This window comes from Paenochrobactrum pullorum (genome assembly GCF_041929845.1).
Classification (GTDB): Bacteria; Pseudomonadota; Alphaproteobacteria; order Rhizobiales; family Rhizobiaceae; genus Paenochrobactrum; species Paenochrobactrum pullorum.
In genome coordinates, this window is the sequence record NZ_JBHEEH010000012.1 from 57,373 (window position 1) to 74,294 (window position 16,922).

A 16,922-nucleotide genomic window follows, 5' to 3' on the forward strand; every position below is an offset into this window, starting at 1 on the left:
GAATTTAATAGCAATCAGCTGCGTTTTTGATGATGGGCGCGCACAGCATCACCAAAAGCTTCAAAAATTTGGCGCGAGGGCGCATCGGTCTTTGCCCAATATTCAGGATGCCACTGTGTGCCGATGGCAAAACTTTTGGCATTTTTCACGGAAACCGCTTCAATGGTGCCGTCTTCGGCCATTGCTTCGACAGTCAGGCTCGGTGCCAAAGTGTCGATTGCCTGACGATGCAGGGAGTTTACCGTAATTGTTTCCGCATTGATAATGGTTGCAAGGCACGAATTGGCTTCAATTGTCACCGGATGCGCAAGACCATAAAGCTCATCACGAACTTCGGTGGTCGGTGCGCGATGATCTTTACGGCCTTCGATTTCTTGAACCTCGTTGGATAATGAACCGCCCAACGCCACATTGAGCTCTTGTAATCCGCGACAAATGGCTAAAAGCGGCACGCCTTTTTCAATCGCTTTGCGGATCAGCGGCAGTGTTGTGGCATCACGTGCTTGATCAAAAGGTTCATAAGCCTGGCTCGCCTCAGCGCCATAATGGTCGGGGTAAATATTCGAGGCTGAACCGGAAAGAAGCACACCGTCTACGGCTTCCAAAATCGTCTCAATGCTGATTGCAGCGCCCAGAGCCGGAATCATGATCGGGGTAAGGCCGGCAACTTCAGCAGCAGCAATCAGATATTGCTCAGAAATAGCATGCCAGCTGACATTGTCGATTGTTTTGAGGTCTGATGGAATAGCAACAAGCGGACGCTTTATGTCGGACATAGAATAACCCTGTTATAAAAAATAATTATTACTGCCTTATATAAAGGACAGAATTGCGATTTGTGCAGTCCGTTTTGATAGGTAGGAAGAATATAGATATTGTGCGGAGATTTCTCAATTGCCGATCCAGATGCAATGAGGGGGTATAAATATTTTTTGTTCAAACAGAAGATGTGCCAATGTCGTTCATCTGTTCAATTTAGGGCAAAAATTGTGCATAAAACATGCTTTTATGGGGGAAAGCCAGATTATGTGCCTGATTGGATAAAAGTTTTGGCAAATAGTCTTGTAGGTGGTTTTGAAAGTATATTATGACCAATGGGTAAAAAGATTTTAAATTGAGGGGAAGTATGACGGGCAGGGAGCTATTTTCCGTCAAGGATAAAGTCATTGTTGTAACCGGCGGATCATCGGGCATCGGGCAGCGGATTGTTTCAGTTCTTGCAGAGCATGGTGCGCAAGTTGTTTGTGTCGGTTTTACCCAACATGAGCCACAAGTTCATTCTGATCGCGTTTATTATATAAACGCCGATGTCACAAACCACGTAGAAATTGTGAGCATTTTTGACAGGGCAGAAGCCAAATTCGGTGCGGTTGATGTCGTTTTCAATAATGCCGGTGTTGCCCATCAAGCGCGGGCACTCGATACTGATTATGAAATGCTGGAGCATATATTCAGCGTCAATGTGGCCGGTGCATTCATGGTTGCACAAACCGCTGCCAAGCGGATGATTGCGGCCAAAAAAGCTGGATCGATCATCAATACAACCAGTATTTTGGCAGAACGCGTGCAAAAAGGAGCCGCGGCTTATTCAATGTCAAAGGCGGCGATTTCGCAGATGACGCGGGCATTGGCGGTGGAATGGGCGCAAAACTCCATCCGTGTCAATGCTATTGCGCCGGGTTGGTTTCCCACGGGCATTAATTCGGAACTATTGGAAGGCCCGGCTGCAGGTTTTTTAAAAGCACAAAATCCGATGCGGCGTCTTGGCGATTTATGCGATCTTGACGGTGCGGTTTTGATGCTTGCATCCGATGCCAGTGCGTATATGACCGGAACGATTGTGACTATTGATGGCGGACACCATTTATAAGTGAAAACTGACAGTTTAATGCATTGATCAGACGTGCCAAAATTTACATAAAAACAGAGTTCAGTTTAAATCTGCATAAAATATATATATTTTAATTTTCTTAGTATGACAGTCCATACATGATCTGAATGTGCAGTCTTAAGACTTATTTTTCTTAATGATGATTATAATAATAAAAACAATACTTGAGGTATATTGTTTTTATTGCTTTTTAGGTTGTAACTATTAATGCGCTACAACTATTGAGTTTGATATTGGAAATCATTTTTTAATGGATTCTCTGTATTGTGCGGCAGTTAAGGGGAATTAGGCAGAAAATGGCAAAACGCCGGCGTACTGATATACCAGAAGATGTTCGGCTATCTTTTATGCGGTCGCTCTACGGGCACCGGACGACCCTTTGGTTCGGTCTTGTCGCTCATTTAGTTGGTTGTTGCGTTATTTTTTTAAAAACCCTTGATGTCGCTTATCTTTGGTTTTGCGTTGCTTTTTGCATTGTGACCAGTGGCCGTTTGTTGGACATGTCATATTTTGATCGTGCCAGAACCGTATCAATGACTCATGCGCAGCTCGACCATTGGGAGGCGCGCTATCTTATCGGGGCCTCGCTTGTTTGTCTGCTGTTGGGACTCGTTTGTTTTTACAGTACTTATGTAGCGCGTGATCCGTTTGCTGAATTGACCAGTCTTGCAATTTTAATGGGTTCGGTCGCATCGATTGTCGGGCGCAATTATCCGTCTGCGGCGGCTGTGTTATTGATGTCGATTTCGGCTATTGTTCCTGTTCTTATTGGTTTTTTTCTTGGCGGTACGCGTTTTCAGATGGTGGCCGGTCTCTTGCTGGTACCGTATTTTCTGACCAATATTCAGATGGCGAATGGTTTGCGCCGCTTCCTGTTTGAAGCCATTATGGGCAAACATAGTCTTTCAATCGTTGCCAGTCGTTTCGATGCGGCATTGAATAATATGCCGCAAGGGCTGATCATGTTTGATGCCGACAAAAATATATCGGTGATTAATGATCGCGCCGTTGAAATGCTGCGTATCGCCGAGGGTACTCGGATGCAAGGCCGTTCGATAGAAACCGTTTTGCGTTATTGCAGCAGGCAGGGCGTGTTTCCCCATAATGATTTTCGTAATATCAGCGCGCGTATGGATGATATTTTAAGCGGCATGCGCAAACGTGATATTTTTCAATTTGCCAATAATCGCTATGTTGAGTGCATCGGTAATTTAAGTGAAGATAGTGGCACTGTTCTAATTCTCGACGATGTAACCCAGCGTGTGGAAGCTGAAGCTCAAATCCAGCATATGGCACGTTATGACAGTTTGACGGGACTGCCGAACCGGAGTTATTTCGATACAATGGTGCGCTCATTAAAAACGCAAAATCCGAAGGTCCCTTATTCCGGCCTGATCGTCATCGACATCAACCATTTCAAACATGTTAATGATACGCTGGGACATCATGCCGGTGATGAGTTGCTCAGGCTTTTTGCTGTTCGCTTGGGTGAATTGGATTCAAAACATTTTGTCGTCTCACGCTTTGGCGGAGACGAATTTGTTGTTTATGTTGCAGCCCTTAATGAACAATCCGAGATTGAAGCTGTGGTTAAACAAATTCAATCAGCTGTCACCGGTATATATAAACTGGATGCGGCTCAGGTTCTTGTTAATGTGAATATGGGTATTGCAATTTGCGAAGCCGGACAATGTGATGCCAGCGATATGCATATTCGTGCCGATTTGGCGCTTTATGAAGCCAAAGCGAATGAAAATAAGAAATGGGCAATTTTTGAAGAGGCAATGGATGTCAAATATCGCAGCCGCCAACGCTTAAAAGGCGAATTGCGCAAAGCTATTGAAGAGGGTGCGTTAAGCGTTGTTTATCAACCGATAGTCAGCGCTCATTCATTACGTGTCGTTGCATGTGAAGCGCTGTCGCGCTGGGAGCATCCCGAATTGGGCGCTATTTCTCCGGCCGAATATATTCCGTTGGCGGAAGAAATGGGGGTTATTTCAGAAATTACCCGCTTCATGCTGCGCCAGGCATGTCTTGATTGTGCAAAATGGGGCGGTGAGGTCGGTGTTTCCGTCAACTTGTCGGCGATTGATCTGGCCAATACCAATATTACCCAAATGATTGCGGATGCTTTGACTAATGCCAAGCTTCCTCCGCATCTTTTGGAAGTGGAGGTAACAGAAAGTGCGATTATTAATGATGGTTATAATACCGCTCTGGTGCTGCAATCTTTAAAAAATGAGGGTATCAATATTGCATTGGATGATTTTGGGACCGGTTATTCAAGCCTCAGCTATCTGAATTCTTTGCCATTGACCAAGGTAAAGGTTGATCGCTCGTTTGTTCGTAACATTGTCGAAGACCGCCGTTCCTTGATGTTGCTGCGTGGTGTGACCCATCTTTCTCATGAATTGGGACTTGGTGTTACGGTTGAAGGTGTTGAAACCGAAGAGCAGTTGGCGTTGGTGCGTATTGCGGCAGGTGCTGACCTCATTCAAGGTTATTTGATGGGAAAACCGATGCCGGTAACTTCTGTGCCTGACTATATCGGGAGGCCGATATTAAGCAGTAACGGCACAGTTTTGCCGCATATACCTTCCACATAAATTCAAGCAAATCGCTGAATATTTTATTTGATATTGACAGTTCCTGCGTGATGATTCACTTGAGATATGATCAAATTTAAAAAATCGGGAGCATGTTTGATGACTGCTTCGCGATTGTTTCAATGTCTTGGGTGGCGGGGCTTATTGAATGACGGGTACAACGGCGGCAAAGCCGCCTGTTTCTAATTTTGCCAGACAATTATTGCAATTCCTGGATCGGGTGGAATATCGCCGGGTTATCAGTGGCGAAGATCTGGAAGAAATCGGCAGGTTGCGATATCGCTCCTATATGACGCGTAACGTGATGGATGCAGGCAGGGTGCCTTCCATTGTAGATGATATTGATCTTGATAGTCATGCTTATGTCTATGGTGTTTATATTGACGGTCAACTGGTCAGCACCTTGCGCGTTCATCATATTACACCGGAACATCGCAAGGGCACGAGCTATGCGCTTTTCCCCGATATTCTTGATCCGATGCTGGACAGAGGCGAAAGTTTTGTAGATCCCACGCGTTTTGCTGCCGAACCTTCTGTTTTAAGCGAATATCCGGCCATTCCTTATATGACCTTGCGTATTGCCACGATGGCATCTGAATTCTTTGCGGCCGACCAATGTCTATCTGCTGTTAAGCCTGAGCATATGGCTTTTTATCGCCGGATTTTTAAATCTGTTATTTTGGCCGAACCGCGCTCACATCAAGGTTATGGCATTTTGGTGGGGTTAAGCGGTGCGCCGATTAAAGCAATCCGCGATAATGTGATGGAGCGCTTTCCGTTCTTTAATTCGCAGCCGCATGAAAGGCGTGCGATGTTTGCCGATGTGTCAGCAGGGCCGGTGCCGCTGACTATATTACCCACCGCCAAATATACTTTTAAAGACAGCTGACTTTTATAAATTTTGGTGAAAATATGGCTGGTTCAGCGGTTTTCACTTTTTCTGATGCGTAAATCCCAGATTTACAGTCAATAGATTGAACTTTTGTCGTAATTTCGATATGAAAACTATCAATGATCAGAATGGGTGAACAAAAAATGGCAAATACAGCAAATAATTCGTCGTTGGAACTTGGCGCTCCTATGGATTATCCGGAGCATGTGCAGACCTATAATGGTTTTGTGAGCCTGGTAAAATGGGGCACGACGGCTTTGGTTTCTTTGCTGATTGCAATGGCATTCGGCTTTTTTGTCGGAGGTTTCATCTCCGGCGCAGTTGTTTTCTTTTTAGTGATGATTGCTGCCTGGTTTATTCTTTGAATTTATAAGAAGTCAGTTTTTCCACTTGGAAGAGTGACAAAAATATTTTAAATCAATAATTTAGCGCTCTCATTCAGCGTGAGCGATGTTTTGTTGACAAAAATATGCTGTTACTCCGCTCCAGTTCGGGTGCTTCTTGTCAGCTGCTTATTATTAAGCGGCTGACAGAGTGATGACTGGTCTTTTGAATTGGTATTGTTTGTAAAAGATGTGTGAGGTCTGAAGGCTGCTCTGTAGTGTTCGGACCTTGATAAGAGGGAGATAAGCTTGGCCCAAACACTATTTATAGCCAGAGAATCAGATTCGACTGAAAGTCGCGTAGCGGCTTCAGCAGAGACGGTGAAGAAGTTTTCCGCCCTTGGATTTGATGTCATCGTTGAGAAGGGGGCGGGTGAAAAATCCCGTATTACCGACAAGGAATATGAAGGCGCGGGTGCACGTATTGTTTCCGCAGCAGATGCTGCAAACGCAGATATTATTTTAAAACTGCGCCGTCCTTCTGCAAGCGAGTTGAAAACCTATAAACGTGGTGCCGCGCTTTTTGCCATGCTTGATCCGTATGGGGCGGAGGCAGAAGTGGCAGCGCTTGCGCAAGCTGGTATCTCTGCTTTCACTATGGAATTCATGCCGCGCATAACGCGCGCGCAGGTGATGGACGTTTTGTCTTCACAGGCAAACCTTGCCGGCTATCAGGCGGTGATTGATGCTGCCGCTGAATATGACCGCGCATTGCCGATGATGATGACGGCGGCTGGCACTGTTTCGGCAGCACGTGTGTTTGTCATGGGTGCGGGCGTTGCCGGCTTGCAAGCGATTGCGACCGCTCGACGTCTTGGTGCAGTGGTGACTGCCACCGACGTGCGTCCTGCTGCTAAAGAGCAGGTTGCATCTCTTGGTGCCAAATTCATCGCTGTGGAAGATGAAGAATTTAAAGCCGCAGAAACTGCCGGTGGTTATGCCAAAGAAATGTCGAAAGATTATCAGGCCAAACAGGCAGCACTGATCGCAGATCACATTGCCAAGCAAGATATTGTGATTACGACAGCACTTATTCCGGGTCGTCCGGCGCCAAAGCTTGTGTCTGCGCAAATGGTTGCCAGTATGCGACCGGGCTCTGTATTGGTCGATCTGGCGGTTGAACGCGGCGGCAATGTTGAAGGTGCCAAAGCTGGCGAAGTTGTGGAAACAAACGGCGTTAAAATCGTTGGTCATCACAATGTGGCAGGCCGCATTGCTGCAACTGCTTCGCAGCTTTATGCGCGTAACCTTTATGCCTTTCTGGAAACTTTGGTGAATAAAGACAGCAAGATTTTCTCGATTGATCCGGCAGACGAGTTGGTCAAGGCAACACTGTTGACTCATGAAGGCAAGATTGTTCATCAAGCTTTTGAAAATCTTCCTGTTCAGGTGGCGACGAAGGCAGAAAAGCCTGCTGTAGATAAAGCGCAGGCAGTGAAAGAAACGGCTGCAAAGCCGAAGGTAGCAGCCAAGGCAAAAGCCACTAAAGCTGTAACGAGCAAGGCTGTTGCTGAAAAGCCAGCAGCACAAAAGCGTAAAACTGCGCCTAAAACACCCAAAGGCGGAGGAGAAGCATAATGGAAAATTCTGCACTTGAAAAAGCTCTGAACGGCTTGAGCGATGCTATGGAAGCCGTGCGTCAGGCCGCAGAAGGTACAACCGGACTGGGTGATGCCGCAGCCGCTGTTGTGCATCAGGCTTCAGGCGGCGTGGTTGATCCGTTCGTCTTCCGTCTGGCCATTTTTGTTCTGTCGATTTTCGTTGGTTATTATGTGGTCTGGTCGGTCACACCTGCACTGCACACGCCTTTGATGGCGGTTACCAACGCGATTTCTTCCGTTATCGTTGTGGGCGCTTTGCTGGCCGTTGGACTTTCATTAAGCGGTTGGGCAACCGGATTTGGCTTTGTTGCTCTTATCCTTGCCAGTGTGAATATTTTTGGCGGCTTTCTGGTCACCCAGCGCATGCTCGCCATGTATAAGAAAAAAGATAAGTGAGAGGCTGTATAATGAGTGTTAATTTAGCGGCCTTTCTCTATCTGGTTTCCGGCGTGCTGTTTATTATGGCATTGCGGGGTCTGTCGCATCCGACCACCAGCCGTCAGGGTAACATGTATGGTATGGTCGGTATGGCTATTTCCATCCTGACCACTTTGGCATTGGCGCGTCCAAGCGTAAATGGTCTTCTCATGATCATTGCCGGTATTGCTATTGGTGGCGGTATTGGTGCGGTGATTGCGCGTCGCATTGCCATGACGGCAATGCCGCAGCTGGTTGCGGCCTTCCACTCGCTGATCGGTATGGCAGCGGTGCTGGTGGCAGCGGCAGCGGTTTATTCGCCGCTTTCCTTTGGTATCGGTGAAGTCGGCTCCATTCATGCACAGGCTTTGGTGGAAATATCCATTGGTGTTGCCATTGGTGCGATCACTTTCACTGGTTCGGTCATTGCGTTTTTGAAACTCGACGGGCGTATGTCCGGACGACCGATCACGCTGCCGGGTCGCCATTTTATCAATGCAGCGTTGGCTATTGCCATTGTAGCACTGGTGGTGGTGCTGGTGATGACCGAAAGCCATACCGTGTTCTGGCTGATTGTAGCACTTTCACTGCTGTTCGGGGTTTTGATCATCATTCCGATCGGTGGCGCGGATATGCCAGTGGTTGTGTCGATGCTCAACTCCTATTCGGGCTGGGCAGCAGCTGGTATCGGCTTTACGCTTGGCAATCTGGCACTGATCATCACCGGTGCTCTGGTGGGTTCGTCCGGTGCGATCCTCAGCTATATCATGTGTAAGGGTATGAACCGCTCGTTCATCTCTGTGATCCTTGGCGGCTTTGGTGCTGATGCAGCGGCAGGTCCTGCCGGTGAAGTTGAGCAGCGTCCGGTCAAGCAGGGTTCGGCAGATGACGCGGCTTTCATCATGAAAAATGCGGCCAAAGTCATCATCGTACCAGGTTATGGTATGGCGGTTGCACAGGCACAGCATGCGCTGCGTGAAATGGCTGACAAGCTAAAGGCCGAAGGCGTTGAAGTTAAATATGCCATCCATCCGGTTGCCGGTCGTATGCCGGGTCACATGAACGTGCTGTTGGCGGAAGCGAACGTGCCTTATGATGAAGTGTTTGAACTGGAAGACATCAATTCCGAGTTCGCCACGGCTGATGTTGCCTTCGTGATTGGTGCGAATGACGTGACCAACCCATCGGCGAAAACAGATCCGAAGTCACCGATCTTTGGTATGCCTATTCTGGATGTTGATAAGGCTGGCACGGTTCTGTTTATCAAGCGCGGCATGGGTTCCGGTTATGCCGGCGTGGAAAACGAATTGTTCTTCCGCGACAATACCATGATGCTCTTTGCCGATGCCAAGAAGATGGTTGAAAATATCGTCAAGGCACTGGATCATTAAGCATGCGCTAAAATAAAGTTGGAATATTAAAAAAAAGGGCGGTTTTCGGAAGAAGCCGCCCTTTTTTTATTTTAATATTATTTGTTATTTTATTACATGTATTGGAGCGTAAATGATTTGCAAAAAGATACTGCTTGTAACCGGTTTGCTGACTGCGTTTGTGCAGATTTCACATGCTGAAACCGGCACTGTATTTCCTACGAAGAGGGACGCACCTGTTGATCAGAGTAAGGAGACTGAAGTTGCAAAGGTCGACGGCAAGGATGTTAATGTATTTTTTTATGGCGATGTCACTGAAAATAAGGTTGTAGAGTTACAACAAGCGCTGGACACAATTAACATCAACTACCCTAAGGCGCGCGCTATCAACTTATATATCAATAGTCCAGGTGGTGAGGTTCGTGCTGGATGGACTGGTTACTGGGCTATAAAAAGCTCTGTCATTCCAGTTAAAACTATTGGCGCGGGTTTCGTCGCTTCAATGGCAACTCTTCTTTACTGCGCCAGTTCTGAGCGAAGCGCGGTTAAGCAAAACGAGTTCTATTTGCACGCTCCTTCGACTACGCTGAATGAAATAGGTAGGCCAGATGTGGTCCGGCGATTAGGAAGGGAGCTAGATAAAATTTCTGATGATATGATTGATATTTACACCGCTTGTACAACACTTAACAAACAGGAAATTGCGGATATTGCTAAAGCTGAATATTTTGCAAAATCGCTTAATACTGAAGATGCTATTAAGATTGGTATGTCGCAAAAGTTAGCAGAGAAAATTTTGCCTGCCGGTGCAGCTTTTTATATTTTTGATAAGCCGTCAAAGTTCGAATAATTGGGTTGGTAGAGAATTTTGCGCCCGATGTAAAAGGATCGGGCGCAATTTCTTTAACCGTAAATCATCTTGTCCTGACGGGCGCGCAACTCTGCCAGTTTCGAACCGGCCGGAATTTGCACATTGTCATAGGTGATGAGCTCGCCTTTTTTAATCGGCTTGATCACTTTAGCACCGGTTAGCATACCGCAAGGAATGGCTTTTACACTGCGGGCTTCTTGCGCAGTCATAATCCATGAACGATAGCAATATTCACCGATCGCATCGAGTTTTTCGCCAATTTGCATATCTTTTTTAGCCAGTGCGCAAACTTCTGCCACCGGCTTGGAAAGTGGCACCATATCTGCTTTGCCGTAAAGCGCCACACGGGCGCAGGTGAGGGGCACTTCTAAAGAGGTGAGGTGATAAGGACGATGAAAGGTGAAGTAAGGGCCTTTGCCAAGCTTCAGGTCTTCCATGCGCTCGATAATGCGCGGATGCGACATCTCGGCCACGACGAAGACGCCGGGTGCCACACCTTTGCCGATACTGAAATCGACTACACCTTTACGAGAAAGCACACCGCCGTCTTTTTCCGGAATGAGCACGCTGGCAAGCTGGTCAATTGATGCAGCAGGGCCGTGCATACCGGCTTTATCCGGTACAAGGCCGGTGGCATTGGCAATGGCTGCCATTTCCACCATGGTTTTGGAGCCGTCGACAAACTCCACCAGCAAGCGCACATTCATGTTACGGCGCTTGGCTTCTTCCATATAATCATCAGGAATAGCATCAATATTGAGCGGATTGTTTTTACCCTTACCGGCAGAAACAATCGGATAGCCCATTGCGGTCACAAATTCGATCAGCTCCATGCAGGAGGATGGTTCGTCGCCCGCGCCAAGCGAATAAGTAACACCGAGACGCTCGGCCTCGGTTTTCAAATAGGCGCCGATAGTGACATCGGCCTCGACATTCATCATCACAAGATGTTTGCCATGCTCCATTGCGCGCAGGCCAATTTCCGCGCCCACGGCCGGAATGCCGGTTGCGTCAACAATCACGTCGATCAGGCCACTATCAAGAATATGATCCACATTACCGGTGACAGCAATTTTACCTGCTTCCATCGCGGCATTAAGATCATCAAGCGTGGTGACTTCACGCGCATGGCCTGATTCCTGATAGGCAATGTCGACAGCACGCAAGGCGTTGGAGAGCGTCAGAGTGGAGATCGCGCCTACTTTCAGGCCGGGCATACGGGCAACAGCTGTGACAATGTCGGTGCCCATTTCGCCACAGCCGATCAAGCCGATGCGAACAGGTTTACCGGTGTCGGCGCGTGCTTGCATATCGCGTGCAAGGCCGATCAGTTCCACATTGGTTGCCATTTATATCCTCCACATGGATTGATTGTGGTTGTCTTGCTGATTAAGTCTAGTGTTCAATAATCGGCAATTGGCTAAAAGTCGATTCATCATCAGTTAAGTTGGATAGATAGTTCTATGAAAGACGCAATTACGCTGGATCAGGTACGTGAGGCCATCGGCACTGAAATTGGTTGTTCCGAATGGCGCGTGGTGACGCAAGAAATGATCAACCAGTTTGCGGATGCAACCGATGATCATCAGTTCATCCATGTGGATCCGGTAAAAGCGGCTGAAACGCCATTTGGCGGTACGATTGCTCATGGTTTTTTGACGCTGTCGCTGCTTTCGACCCTTGCTTATGAAGCATTGCCGATGATTGAAGGTGCTACGATGGGCATCAATTACGGCTTTGATAAAGTGCGCTTTATGACACCGGTTAAATCGGGCGCGCGTGTGCGTGCACGTTTTAAACTGGTCGATGCCGATATCCGCCCTTCAGGCCGTGTGGTCAATCACTATGAAGTGACTTTGGAAGTGGAAGGCTCGATCAAACCAGCATTGACCGCCACATGGTTGACCATTGCAGTGGTCGCGCCGCCTGAAGACTGATTAAGTGTTACTTACTTCAATATGATCTATGGGGGCGGGTTGCCCCCAATGTTCGGTTGCTAAATATTGCAATGAGAATGGCCCGTGCAGCATCATGCCCGGATCATAAAAGTTTTTGATCTGTGCACCTTTTAAGTAAAGCAAATGCATGCGGAAAAAATTGCCCTTGGCACGTTGGTAACGTTTTTCACTATGCATATGTTTAAAACGCATATGATGAATAAGTGGTTTTTGGCCAGCGTTGATTTTAAGTGCTTTCGCCGGATCTGAACCATAAAAATGAATAATATCGGTGAGCACCTGAATTTCAGTCCATAGAACAGGACTGTCTTCCATGATGAGACGAACATCTTCACGCAAAGCTTTGGCGCGTGGATGAAGAGCGATCATCAACAGGCAGGAGCCGGTTATCAGCAGCGATACAGGTTGTTTGCGTAATAAGTCAGGGTGCTCACGCCAAACATCTGCCAGCGCCTCTATCGCCTGCACCGAGCCAAGGCTGTGCGCAAAGACAATCACTTCCTGCGCATCTGTTGTCTGCAGCTTTTTGGTTAAGCTTTCGGCAAAATCGGTACGTTGTTTTTGAAGCAGAGGGCTTTTGCCTTTGACGCGGTCATAAGCGGCAGACCAATCATCCAGCAGATAAGAAAAGAACAGTTTATCACCGGGATGGCGGATGAGTATGGTTGCGATCATCAGGCTCAAAGGTAGAGACCAGAAGAGGTGGAGCATCGAGAGGCCGACAATTAAAGGTGCGGCAGCAATCATGCCGGTGATGGCAATGAGGGTGGCAGATAATAAAAACGGCCAAAGGAAAAACAGCACAAAGCGCCAGCTATTGCGGGCATAGCGATAAAGTGTGCCGGTCAGCACAATGCTGGCAAAGGCGCGAAAGCCGGTGATAATACGGGTGATCGTGTTGCGTGCTGCATAATGATCGTAAATTTCAGCCGAGCTGAATTGGCAAAATTCGCTTTCTGTCTGCCAGTTTTCCGCCTTGCTCGTCACCTGCATTGTGGAGGTGAAGTCGCTTGTTTTATTGATTGCTCCAACTGTAGATTTAACGTGCCACAATTTGTCGAAGTCATTCACCGCCTGAATATGACGACCGCGAATGGCTTTTGCATGGAGGCCTTCATAGCCTGTGAACTGGACGACCAGACGTTTTTGAATATGCATGGCGGGGTGATTGCAATCTATAGGCAAGGGGGACAAAAATGGAACCGCAGTTGAAAGACTGCCTGATAAAGCGTGATTGTGAAGAAACTGTGCCGACTTGATCACGATAAAGCGAGTTTTTTAAGAATCGCCATAGGCTTTTTTATGATTCTTGAAAGTAAAATGGTGGCTGCTTATGAAAGATTCCGGTGAATAATCCGCTAATGACAGGCTGAATTTGTTTGATAGAAATGAGTTTAACCCCTGATTTTTGAATAAATCGCGCTCAAATGCAGGAAATCTCTTGTGGGATGTGGACAGGGCAGCGCCATTCTGTTATTAGCCAACACCAATTTGCAGCGGTAGACCGTTGCGAAGCTTGGGTGCCTTTGGGCGTTTTGATAATTTTTCATTATCATCGAATGTTTTAAAGACCCCTGAGGCTCAGGCTATAACGAAATTCTAACCGAAACGGGATTACACGTGCAGGTACTCGTCCGCGATAACAATGTTGATCAGGCTCTCCGCGCTCTCAAGAAAAAGATGCAGCGCGAAGGTATTTTCCGCGAAATGAAAATGCGCGGTCATTATGAAAAACCTTCAGAAAAGCGTGCTCGCGAAAAGGCTGAAGCCGTTCGCCGCGCTCGTAAGCTGGCTCGTAAGCGCGCGCAGCGTGAAGGTCTTGTAGGCGGCGGCCGCGTAGCTGCCCGCTAATTATCTTTAAAATGCATATGCTGTCACGGCATATGGCTTGGTAAGCTTATTCAAGTTTACTGCTTTAAAGATAAAACATGAACCGGCTTAAGTGATGGTTGATGTGAAAAGCTTAAAGACTTTGCAAAGGTGGAGTGATGTTAATCGCTGCCACCTTTTTGCATGTCTGCTGTTTATTTGGATGCCAAGCATAGTTGCATATAAGTCAGTATCAGGCGCTCTGAATTGCTTTCTTGCGCTTGCTGCATTGTCAGGGCGCTCAAGTTAAACTAACTTAAGTTTCATAAAAATCACGGGCAATATAATGGAATTATATCCGTTCTGTTACGCTGGATTTTAGAGACCGCATGATGGCCATGGTGCTTGTAGCACGACGGCGACCATGTTTTGAGTTGAAAGGACATGCCATTGGGACTGCGATCTGGAGCACCTTATCAGGCTGGCTTGCGCCATGCTGTCCGTTCACATTCGCTTCAAAGTCTGGCGACGCTCGGACTTGTTTCCATGCTGCTGGCAGGTTGTCAGGGCGCTGGCAATAGCGGTCTGACGACTGTGGATCTGGCACAGGCATCTTCGCAGAATATCGGTTCGCTGACAGCTGTTATTCAGGCTAATCCGCGTGATCCGCAAGGCTATAATGTGCGCGGTTCTGCCTATGGCAAGGCGGGGCGCTACAAAGATGCGCTGAAGGACTTCGACACAGCTTTGCAGCTTAATCCGAATTTCTATCAGGCTTATTCCAACCGTGCATTAATCTATCGTTATATGGGCGATAATGCCAAGGCGATTGCAGATTATAGCCGTGCTTTGCAGATCAATCCGCAATATGATGCGGCCTATATCGGACGCGGCAATGTTTATCGTTTGGCGGGGCGTCTCGATCAGGCAATGGCTGATTTCAACCGAGCGATTGAGCAAGATACCACCAATGGCCGTGCCTATCACAATCGTGGTTTGATTTATCAGGCGCGTGGCCAGCACAAACAGGCAATTGAAGATTTCTCGACCGCTTTGTCGCTGCAATCAACCGCACCTGAACCCTATAATGGCCGCGGTATTTCTTATGTAGCACTTGGCGATTACGATAATGCGTTTGATGATTTTAACGCAGCCATCAATCTTGATAATCGCTTGGCGGAAAGCTGGGCCAATCAGGCACTGGTTTACGAGCAGCGTGGCGAGCGTGATAAAGCATCTAAATCTTATGCGCGCGCCGTGCAGCTTGACCCGAACTATAAGCCTGCCAAAGATGGTCTGTCACGTACCCGTTAAGTGATTGGCTGAAGATTAAGTTTGGTGAATAAAAAAGCCGCGATGGATGTTCATCGCGACTTTTTTTGTCTTCGATTTGAGCCCGTCAAGCTTTCATATTGCGTTTATCGACGCGGGCAGTGATACGATCGCCGATCCATTGAATACCGCAGACAAGCACAATCAAAATAGCAACAACGGCAATCATGATGGTGGTTTCAAAACGCTGATAACCATAGCGGATGGCAAGGTCGCCCAAACCTCCGGCACCGATGGCACCCGCCATGGCAGACGCGCCGATAAGCGTGATGATGGTGACGGTAAAGCCAGAGACAATACTAGGCATGGCTTCAGGTACCAGCACATCACGGATAATCGTCCAACGGTTGGCACCCATCGAGCGGGCCGCTTCAATCAAGCCGTTATCCACTTCGCGCAAAGATACTTCTGCGATGCGCGCATAATAAGGAATGGCAGCGATGGAAAGTGGCACAATCGATGCCCATGTGCCGATAGCCGTACCGACAATGAGGCGGGTGAGCGGAATAAGCGCCACCAGCAAAATGATGAAAGGCACGGAACGGAAACCGTTGATAAAAGCGCCGAGTATCATATTGATAGTGCGATTTGGTGCCAATCCGCCGCGCTCTGTCATCACCATGATGATGGCAAGCGGCAGGCCGACAACTAACGAGATCAAGCTCGACATGCCGGTCATCAGGATAGTTTCCCAGAAAGAGCGCCAGAGAAGATTAAGCATCGCCTGAGACATAACCAAGCACCTCCGTTGCGTCTGAATTTTGGGTCAAATAATCAATTGCAGCTTTCAGGCGGCTTTGGTCATTGGCTGAAATTTGTAAGAATAATGTGCCGATTGGCTGACCCTGGATGGTATCCATGCTGCCATGCAACAAATGGGCTGTTACAGCTGTCGCATAGGTCAGATCATTGAAAAGCGGCCGTCTTGCATCCACTCCGGAAATTTTAACCCGAACCACAGCGTCATCATTGCTGTTTGAAGTCAGGCGGCTGGCGATGGTTTGCGGTAGTTGCGGTGTCAGCACTTGCAACAGGCTTTGCGTGGTTGCAGCAGATGGATGAGCAAAAACCTGCCAGACGGAGCCTTGCTCGACGATTTCGCCTTTATCAAGCACAATGACGCGGTCGGCAATGCGGCGGATGACATCCATCTCGTGGGTAATCAGCAAAATGGTGAGACCAAGCTGTTTGTTGATGTTTTTTAACAATTCCAGAATGGACTGCGTGGTTTCCGGATCAAGCGCAGAGGTGGCTTCATCAGACAATAAAAGCGCAGGCTCTGCGGCGAGTGCACGCGCAATGCCGATACGTTGTTTTTGGCCACCGGATAATTGCGACGGATAATGTTTTGCTTTGTCGGCAAGATCGACAAGATCCAGCAATTCTGCAACGCGCTTTTTGCGCTGTTCAGGCTTTTGACCGGCAATTTTCAACGGCAGTGCAATATTATCTTCGATCGTTTTGGCCGACAGCAGATTGAAATGCTGGAACACCATGCCGACACGGCGTCGAACCGGTTGCAACTGGCTTTCGGTTAAGTTGGAAATCTCGCGGCCCTCAATGCGGATGGAGCCGCTATTGGGTTTTTCCAAACCATTAATGCAACGAATGAGGGTGGATTTACCGGCACCGCTGCGCCCGATAATTCCTAAAATCTCACCCCGCTTAACATTTAAAGTAATGCCGTTAATCGCAGGTGTCGTGCCAAAAAACCGTGTTACGTTTTCTAATTCGACAATATTGGCAGCGTCTGGCTCTGTGGGCACGGTCTGATGTCTTTCTTAATTATCAC

16 protein-coding genes are annotated in these 16,922 nt (G+C 47.8%); 11 read left to right on the forward strand and 5 right to left on the reverse strand.

Annotated features, from left to right (window positions below):
* Positions 1-14: 14 nt before the first annotated feature.
* Positions 15-776: a gamma-glutamyl-gamma-aminobutyrate hydrolase family protein gene (locus JNC77_RS14135; protein ID WP_374833595.1), complete on the reverse strand. Its 762-nt coding sequence runs from the start codon at positions 774-776 to the stop codon at positions 15-17.
* Positions 777-1,126: 350 nt separating this feature from the next.
* Between JNC77_RS14135 and JNC77_RS14140 the strand changes: the two genes are divergently transcribed.
* From JNC77_RS14140 to JNC77_RS14175, 8 genes are all read left to right on the forward strand, one after another.
* On the forward strand, positions 1,127-1,870 hold the full coding sequence (locus tag JNC77_RS14140) for an SDR family NAD(P)-dependent oxidoreductase (protein ID WP_374833597.1): 744 nt from the start codon (positions 1,127-1,129) through the stop codon (positions 1,868-1,870).
* 317 nt (positions 1,871-2,187) lie between these two features.
* Entirely contained in the window at positions 2,188-4,497 is a 2,310-nt protein-coding gene (locus JNC77_RS14145; RefSeq protein WP_374833599.1) for a putative bifunctional diguanylate cyclase/phosphodiesterase, read from the forward strand.
* Between the two features lie 148 nt (positions 4,498-4,645).
* Positions 4,646-5,386, forward strand: a complete 741-nt coding sequence (locus tag JNC77_RS14150; RefSeq protein WP_374833601.1) for an N-acyl amino acid synthase FeeM domain-containing protein — start codon at positions 4,646-4,648, stop codon at positions 5,384-5,386.
* A 146-nt stretch (positions 5,387-5,532) separates the two neighbouring features.
* Positions 5,533-5,754 (forward strand): aa3-type cytochrome c oxidase subunit IV, encoded by a 222-nt coding sequence (locus tag JNC77_RS14155; RefSeq protein WP_374833603.1) that lies wholly within the window; start codon positions 5,533-5,535, stop codon positions 5,752-5,754.
* Between the two features lie 267 nt (positions 5,755-6,021).
* Positions 6,022-7,350, forward strand: a complete 1,329-nt coding sequence (locus tag JNC77_RS14160; RefSeq protein WP_374833605.1) for a Re/Si-specific NAD(P)(+) transhydrogenase subunit alpha — start codon at positions 6,022-6,024, stop codon at positions 7,348-7,350.
* Complete coding sequence (locus JNC77_RS14165) at positions 7,350-7,769, forward strand: NAD(P) transhydrogenase subunit alpha part 2 (RefSeq protein ID WP_184219429.1); 420 nt, start codon at positions 7,350-7,352, stop codon at positions 7,767-7,769. Before JNC77_RS14160 ends, JNC77_RS14165 begins: the two co-directional genes overlap by 1 nt.
* An 11-nt stretch (positions 7,770-7,780) precedes the next feature.
* On the forward strand, positions 7,781-9,181 hold the full coding sequence (locus tag JNC77_RS14170; RefSeq protein ID WP_374833607.1) for an NAD(P)(+) transhydrogenase (Re/Si-specific) subunit beta: 1,401 nt from the start codon (positions 7,781-7,783) through the stop codon (positions 9,179-9,181).
* 112 nt (positions 9,182-9,293) lie between these two features.
* The gene (locus tag JNC77_RS14175; RefSeq protein ID WP_374833609.1) at positions 9,294-10,010 is read left to right on the forward strand and encodes an ATP-dependent Clp protease proteolytic subunit; all 717 of its coding nucleotides are present in this window, start codon (positions 9,294-9,296) and stop codon (positions 10,008-10,010) included.
* A 53-nt stretch (positions 10,011-10,063) separates the two neighbouring features.
* Here the strand turns inward: JNC77_RS14175 and JNC77_RS14180 are convergent, their stop codons facing one another.
* The gene (locus JNC77_RS14180) at positions 10,064-11,380 is read right to left on the reverse strand and encodes an NAD(P)H-dependent oxidoreductase (RefSeq protein WP_374833611.1); all 1,317 of its coding nucleotides are present in this window, start codon (positions 11,378-11,380) and stop codon (positions 10,064-10,066) included.
* A 114-nt stretch (positions 11,381-11,494) separates the two neighbouring features.
* Here JNC77_RS14180 and JNC77_RS14185 point away from each other — a divergent pair, with 114 nt between their 5' ends.
* Positions 11,495-11,968 carry a MaoC family dehydratase gene (locus JNC77_RS14185; protein WP_374833613.1) on the forward strand — a complete coding sequence of 158 codons (474 nt, stop codon included), beginning with the start codon at positions 11,495-11,497 and terminating at the stop codon, positions 11,966-11,968.
* Here JNC77_RS14185 and JNC77_RS14190 read toward each other — a convergent pair whose 3' ends face one another.
* Positions 11,969-13,147 (reverse strand): alpha/beta hydrolase, encoded by a 1,179-nt coding sequence (locus JNC77_RS14190; RefSeq protein ID WP_374833615.1) that lies wholly within the window; start codon positions 13,145-13,147, stop codon positions 11,969-11,971. It lies immediately after the preceding gene.
* 462 nt (positions 13,148-13,609) lie between these two features.
* Here JNC77_RS14190 and rpsU point away from each other — a divergent pair, with 462 nt between their 5' ends.
* Together rpsU and JNC77_RS14200 are read left to right on the forward strand one after the other, a co-directional pair.
* The gene (gene rpsU / locus JNC77_RS14195; protein WP_022712514.1) at positions 13,610-13,840 is read left to right on the forward strand and encodes a 30S ribosomal protein S21; all 231 of its coding nucleotides are present in this window, start codon (positions 13,610-13,612) and stop codon (positions 13,838-13,840) included.
* Between the two features lie 504 nt (positions 13,841-14,344).
* Positions 14,345-15,112 carry a tetratricopeptide repeat protein gene (locus JNC77_RS14200; protein ID WP_374833652.1) on the forward strand — a complete coding sequence of 256 codons (768 nt, stop codon included), beginning with the start codon at positions 14,345-14,347 and terminating at the stop codon, positions 15,110-15,112.
* 85 nt (positions 15,113-15,197) lie between these two features.
* Here JNC77_RS14200 and JNC77_RS14205 read toward each other — a convergent pair whose 3' ends face one another.
* Complete coding sequence (locus JNC77_RS14205) at positions 15,198-15,863, reverse strand: methionine ABC transporter permease (RefSeq protein ID WP_374833617.1); 666 nt, start codon at positions 15,861-15,863, stop codon at positions 15,198-15,200.
* Positions 15,844-16,896 carry a methionine ABC transporter ATP-binding protein gene (locus JNC77_RS14210; RefSeq protein ID WP_374833619.1) on the reverse strand — a complete coding sequence of 351 codons (1,053 nt, stop codon included), beginning with the start codon at positions 16,894-16,896 and terminating at the stop codon, positions 15,844-15,846. Before JNC77_RS14210 ends, JNC77_RS14205 begins: the two co-directional genes overlap by 20 nt.
* Between the last annotated feature and the right edge of the window lie 26 nt (positions 16,897-16,922).

Coding starts and splice junctions, on each gene's coding strand:
- JNC77_RS14200 (WP_374833652.1), top strand. CDS start 14,345: ATGCTGCTGGCAGGTTGTCAGGGCGCTGGCAATAGCGGTCTGACGACT.
- JNC77_RS14150 (WP_374833601.1), top strand. CDS start 4,646: ATGACGGGTACAACGGCGGCAAAGCCGCCTGTTTCTAATTTTGCCAGA.
- JNC77_RS14140 (WP_374833597.1), top strand. CDS start 1,127: ATGACGGGCAGGGAGCTATTTTCCGTCAAGGATAAAGTCATTGTTGTA.
- JNC77_RS14135 (WP_374833595.1), bottom strand. CDS start 776: ATGTCCGACATAAAGCGTCCGCTTGTTGCTATTCCATCAGACCTCAAA.
- JNC77_RS14165 (WP_184219429.1), top strand. CDS start 7,350: ATGGAAAATTCTGCACTTGAAAAAGCTCTGAACGGCTTGAGCGATGCT.
- JNC77_RS14145 (WP_374833599.1), top strand. CDS start 2,188: ATGGCAAAACGCCGGCGTACTGATATACCAGAAGATGTTCGGCTATCT.
- JNC77_RS14180 (WP_374833611.1), bottom strand. CDS start 11,380: ATGGCAACCAATGTGGAACTGATCGGCCTTGCACGCGATATGCAAGCA.
- JNC77_RS14175 (WP_374833609.1), top strand. CDS start 9,294: ATGATTTGCAAAAAGATACTGCTTGTAACCGGTTTGCTGACTGCGTTT.
- JNC77_RS14185 (WP_374833613.1), top strand. CDS start 11,495: ATGAAAGACGCAATTACGCTGGATCAGGTACGTGAGGCCATCGGCACT.
- JNC77_RS14170 (WP_374833607.1), top strand. CDS start 7,781: ATGAGTGTTAATTTAGCGGCCTTTCTCTATCTGGTTTCCGGCGTGCTG.
- JNC77_RS14155 (WP_374833603.1), top strand. CDS start 5,533: ATGGCAAATACAGCAAATAATTCGTCGTTGGAACTTGGCGCTCCTATG.
- JNC77_RS14205 (WP_374833617.1), bottom strand. CDS start 15,863: ATGTCTCAGGCGATGCTTAATCTTCTCTGGCGCTCTTTCTGGGAAACT.
- JNC77_RS14190 (WP_374833615.1), bottom strand. CDS start 13,147: ATGCATATTCAAAAACGTCTGGTCGTCCAGTTCACAGGCTATGAAGGC.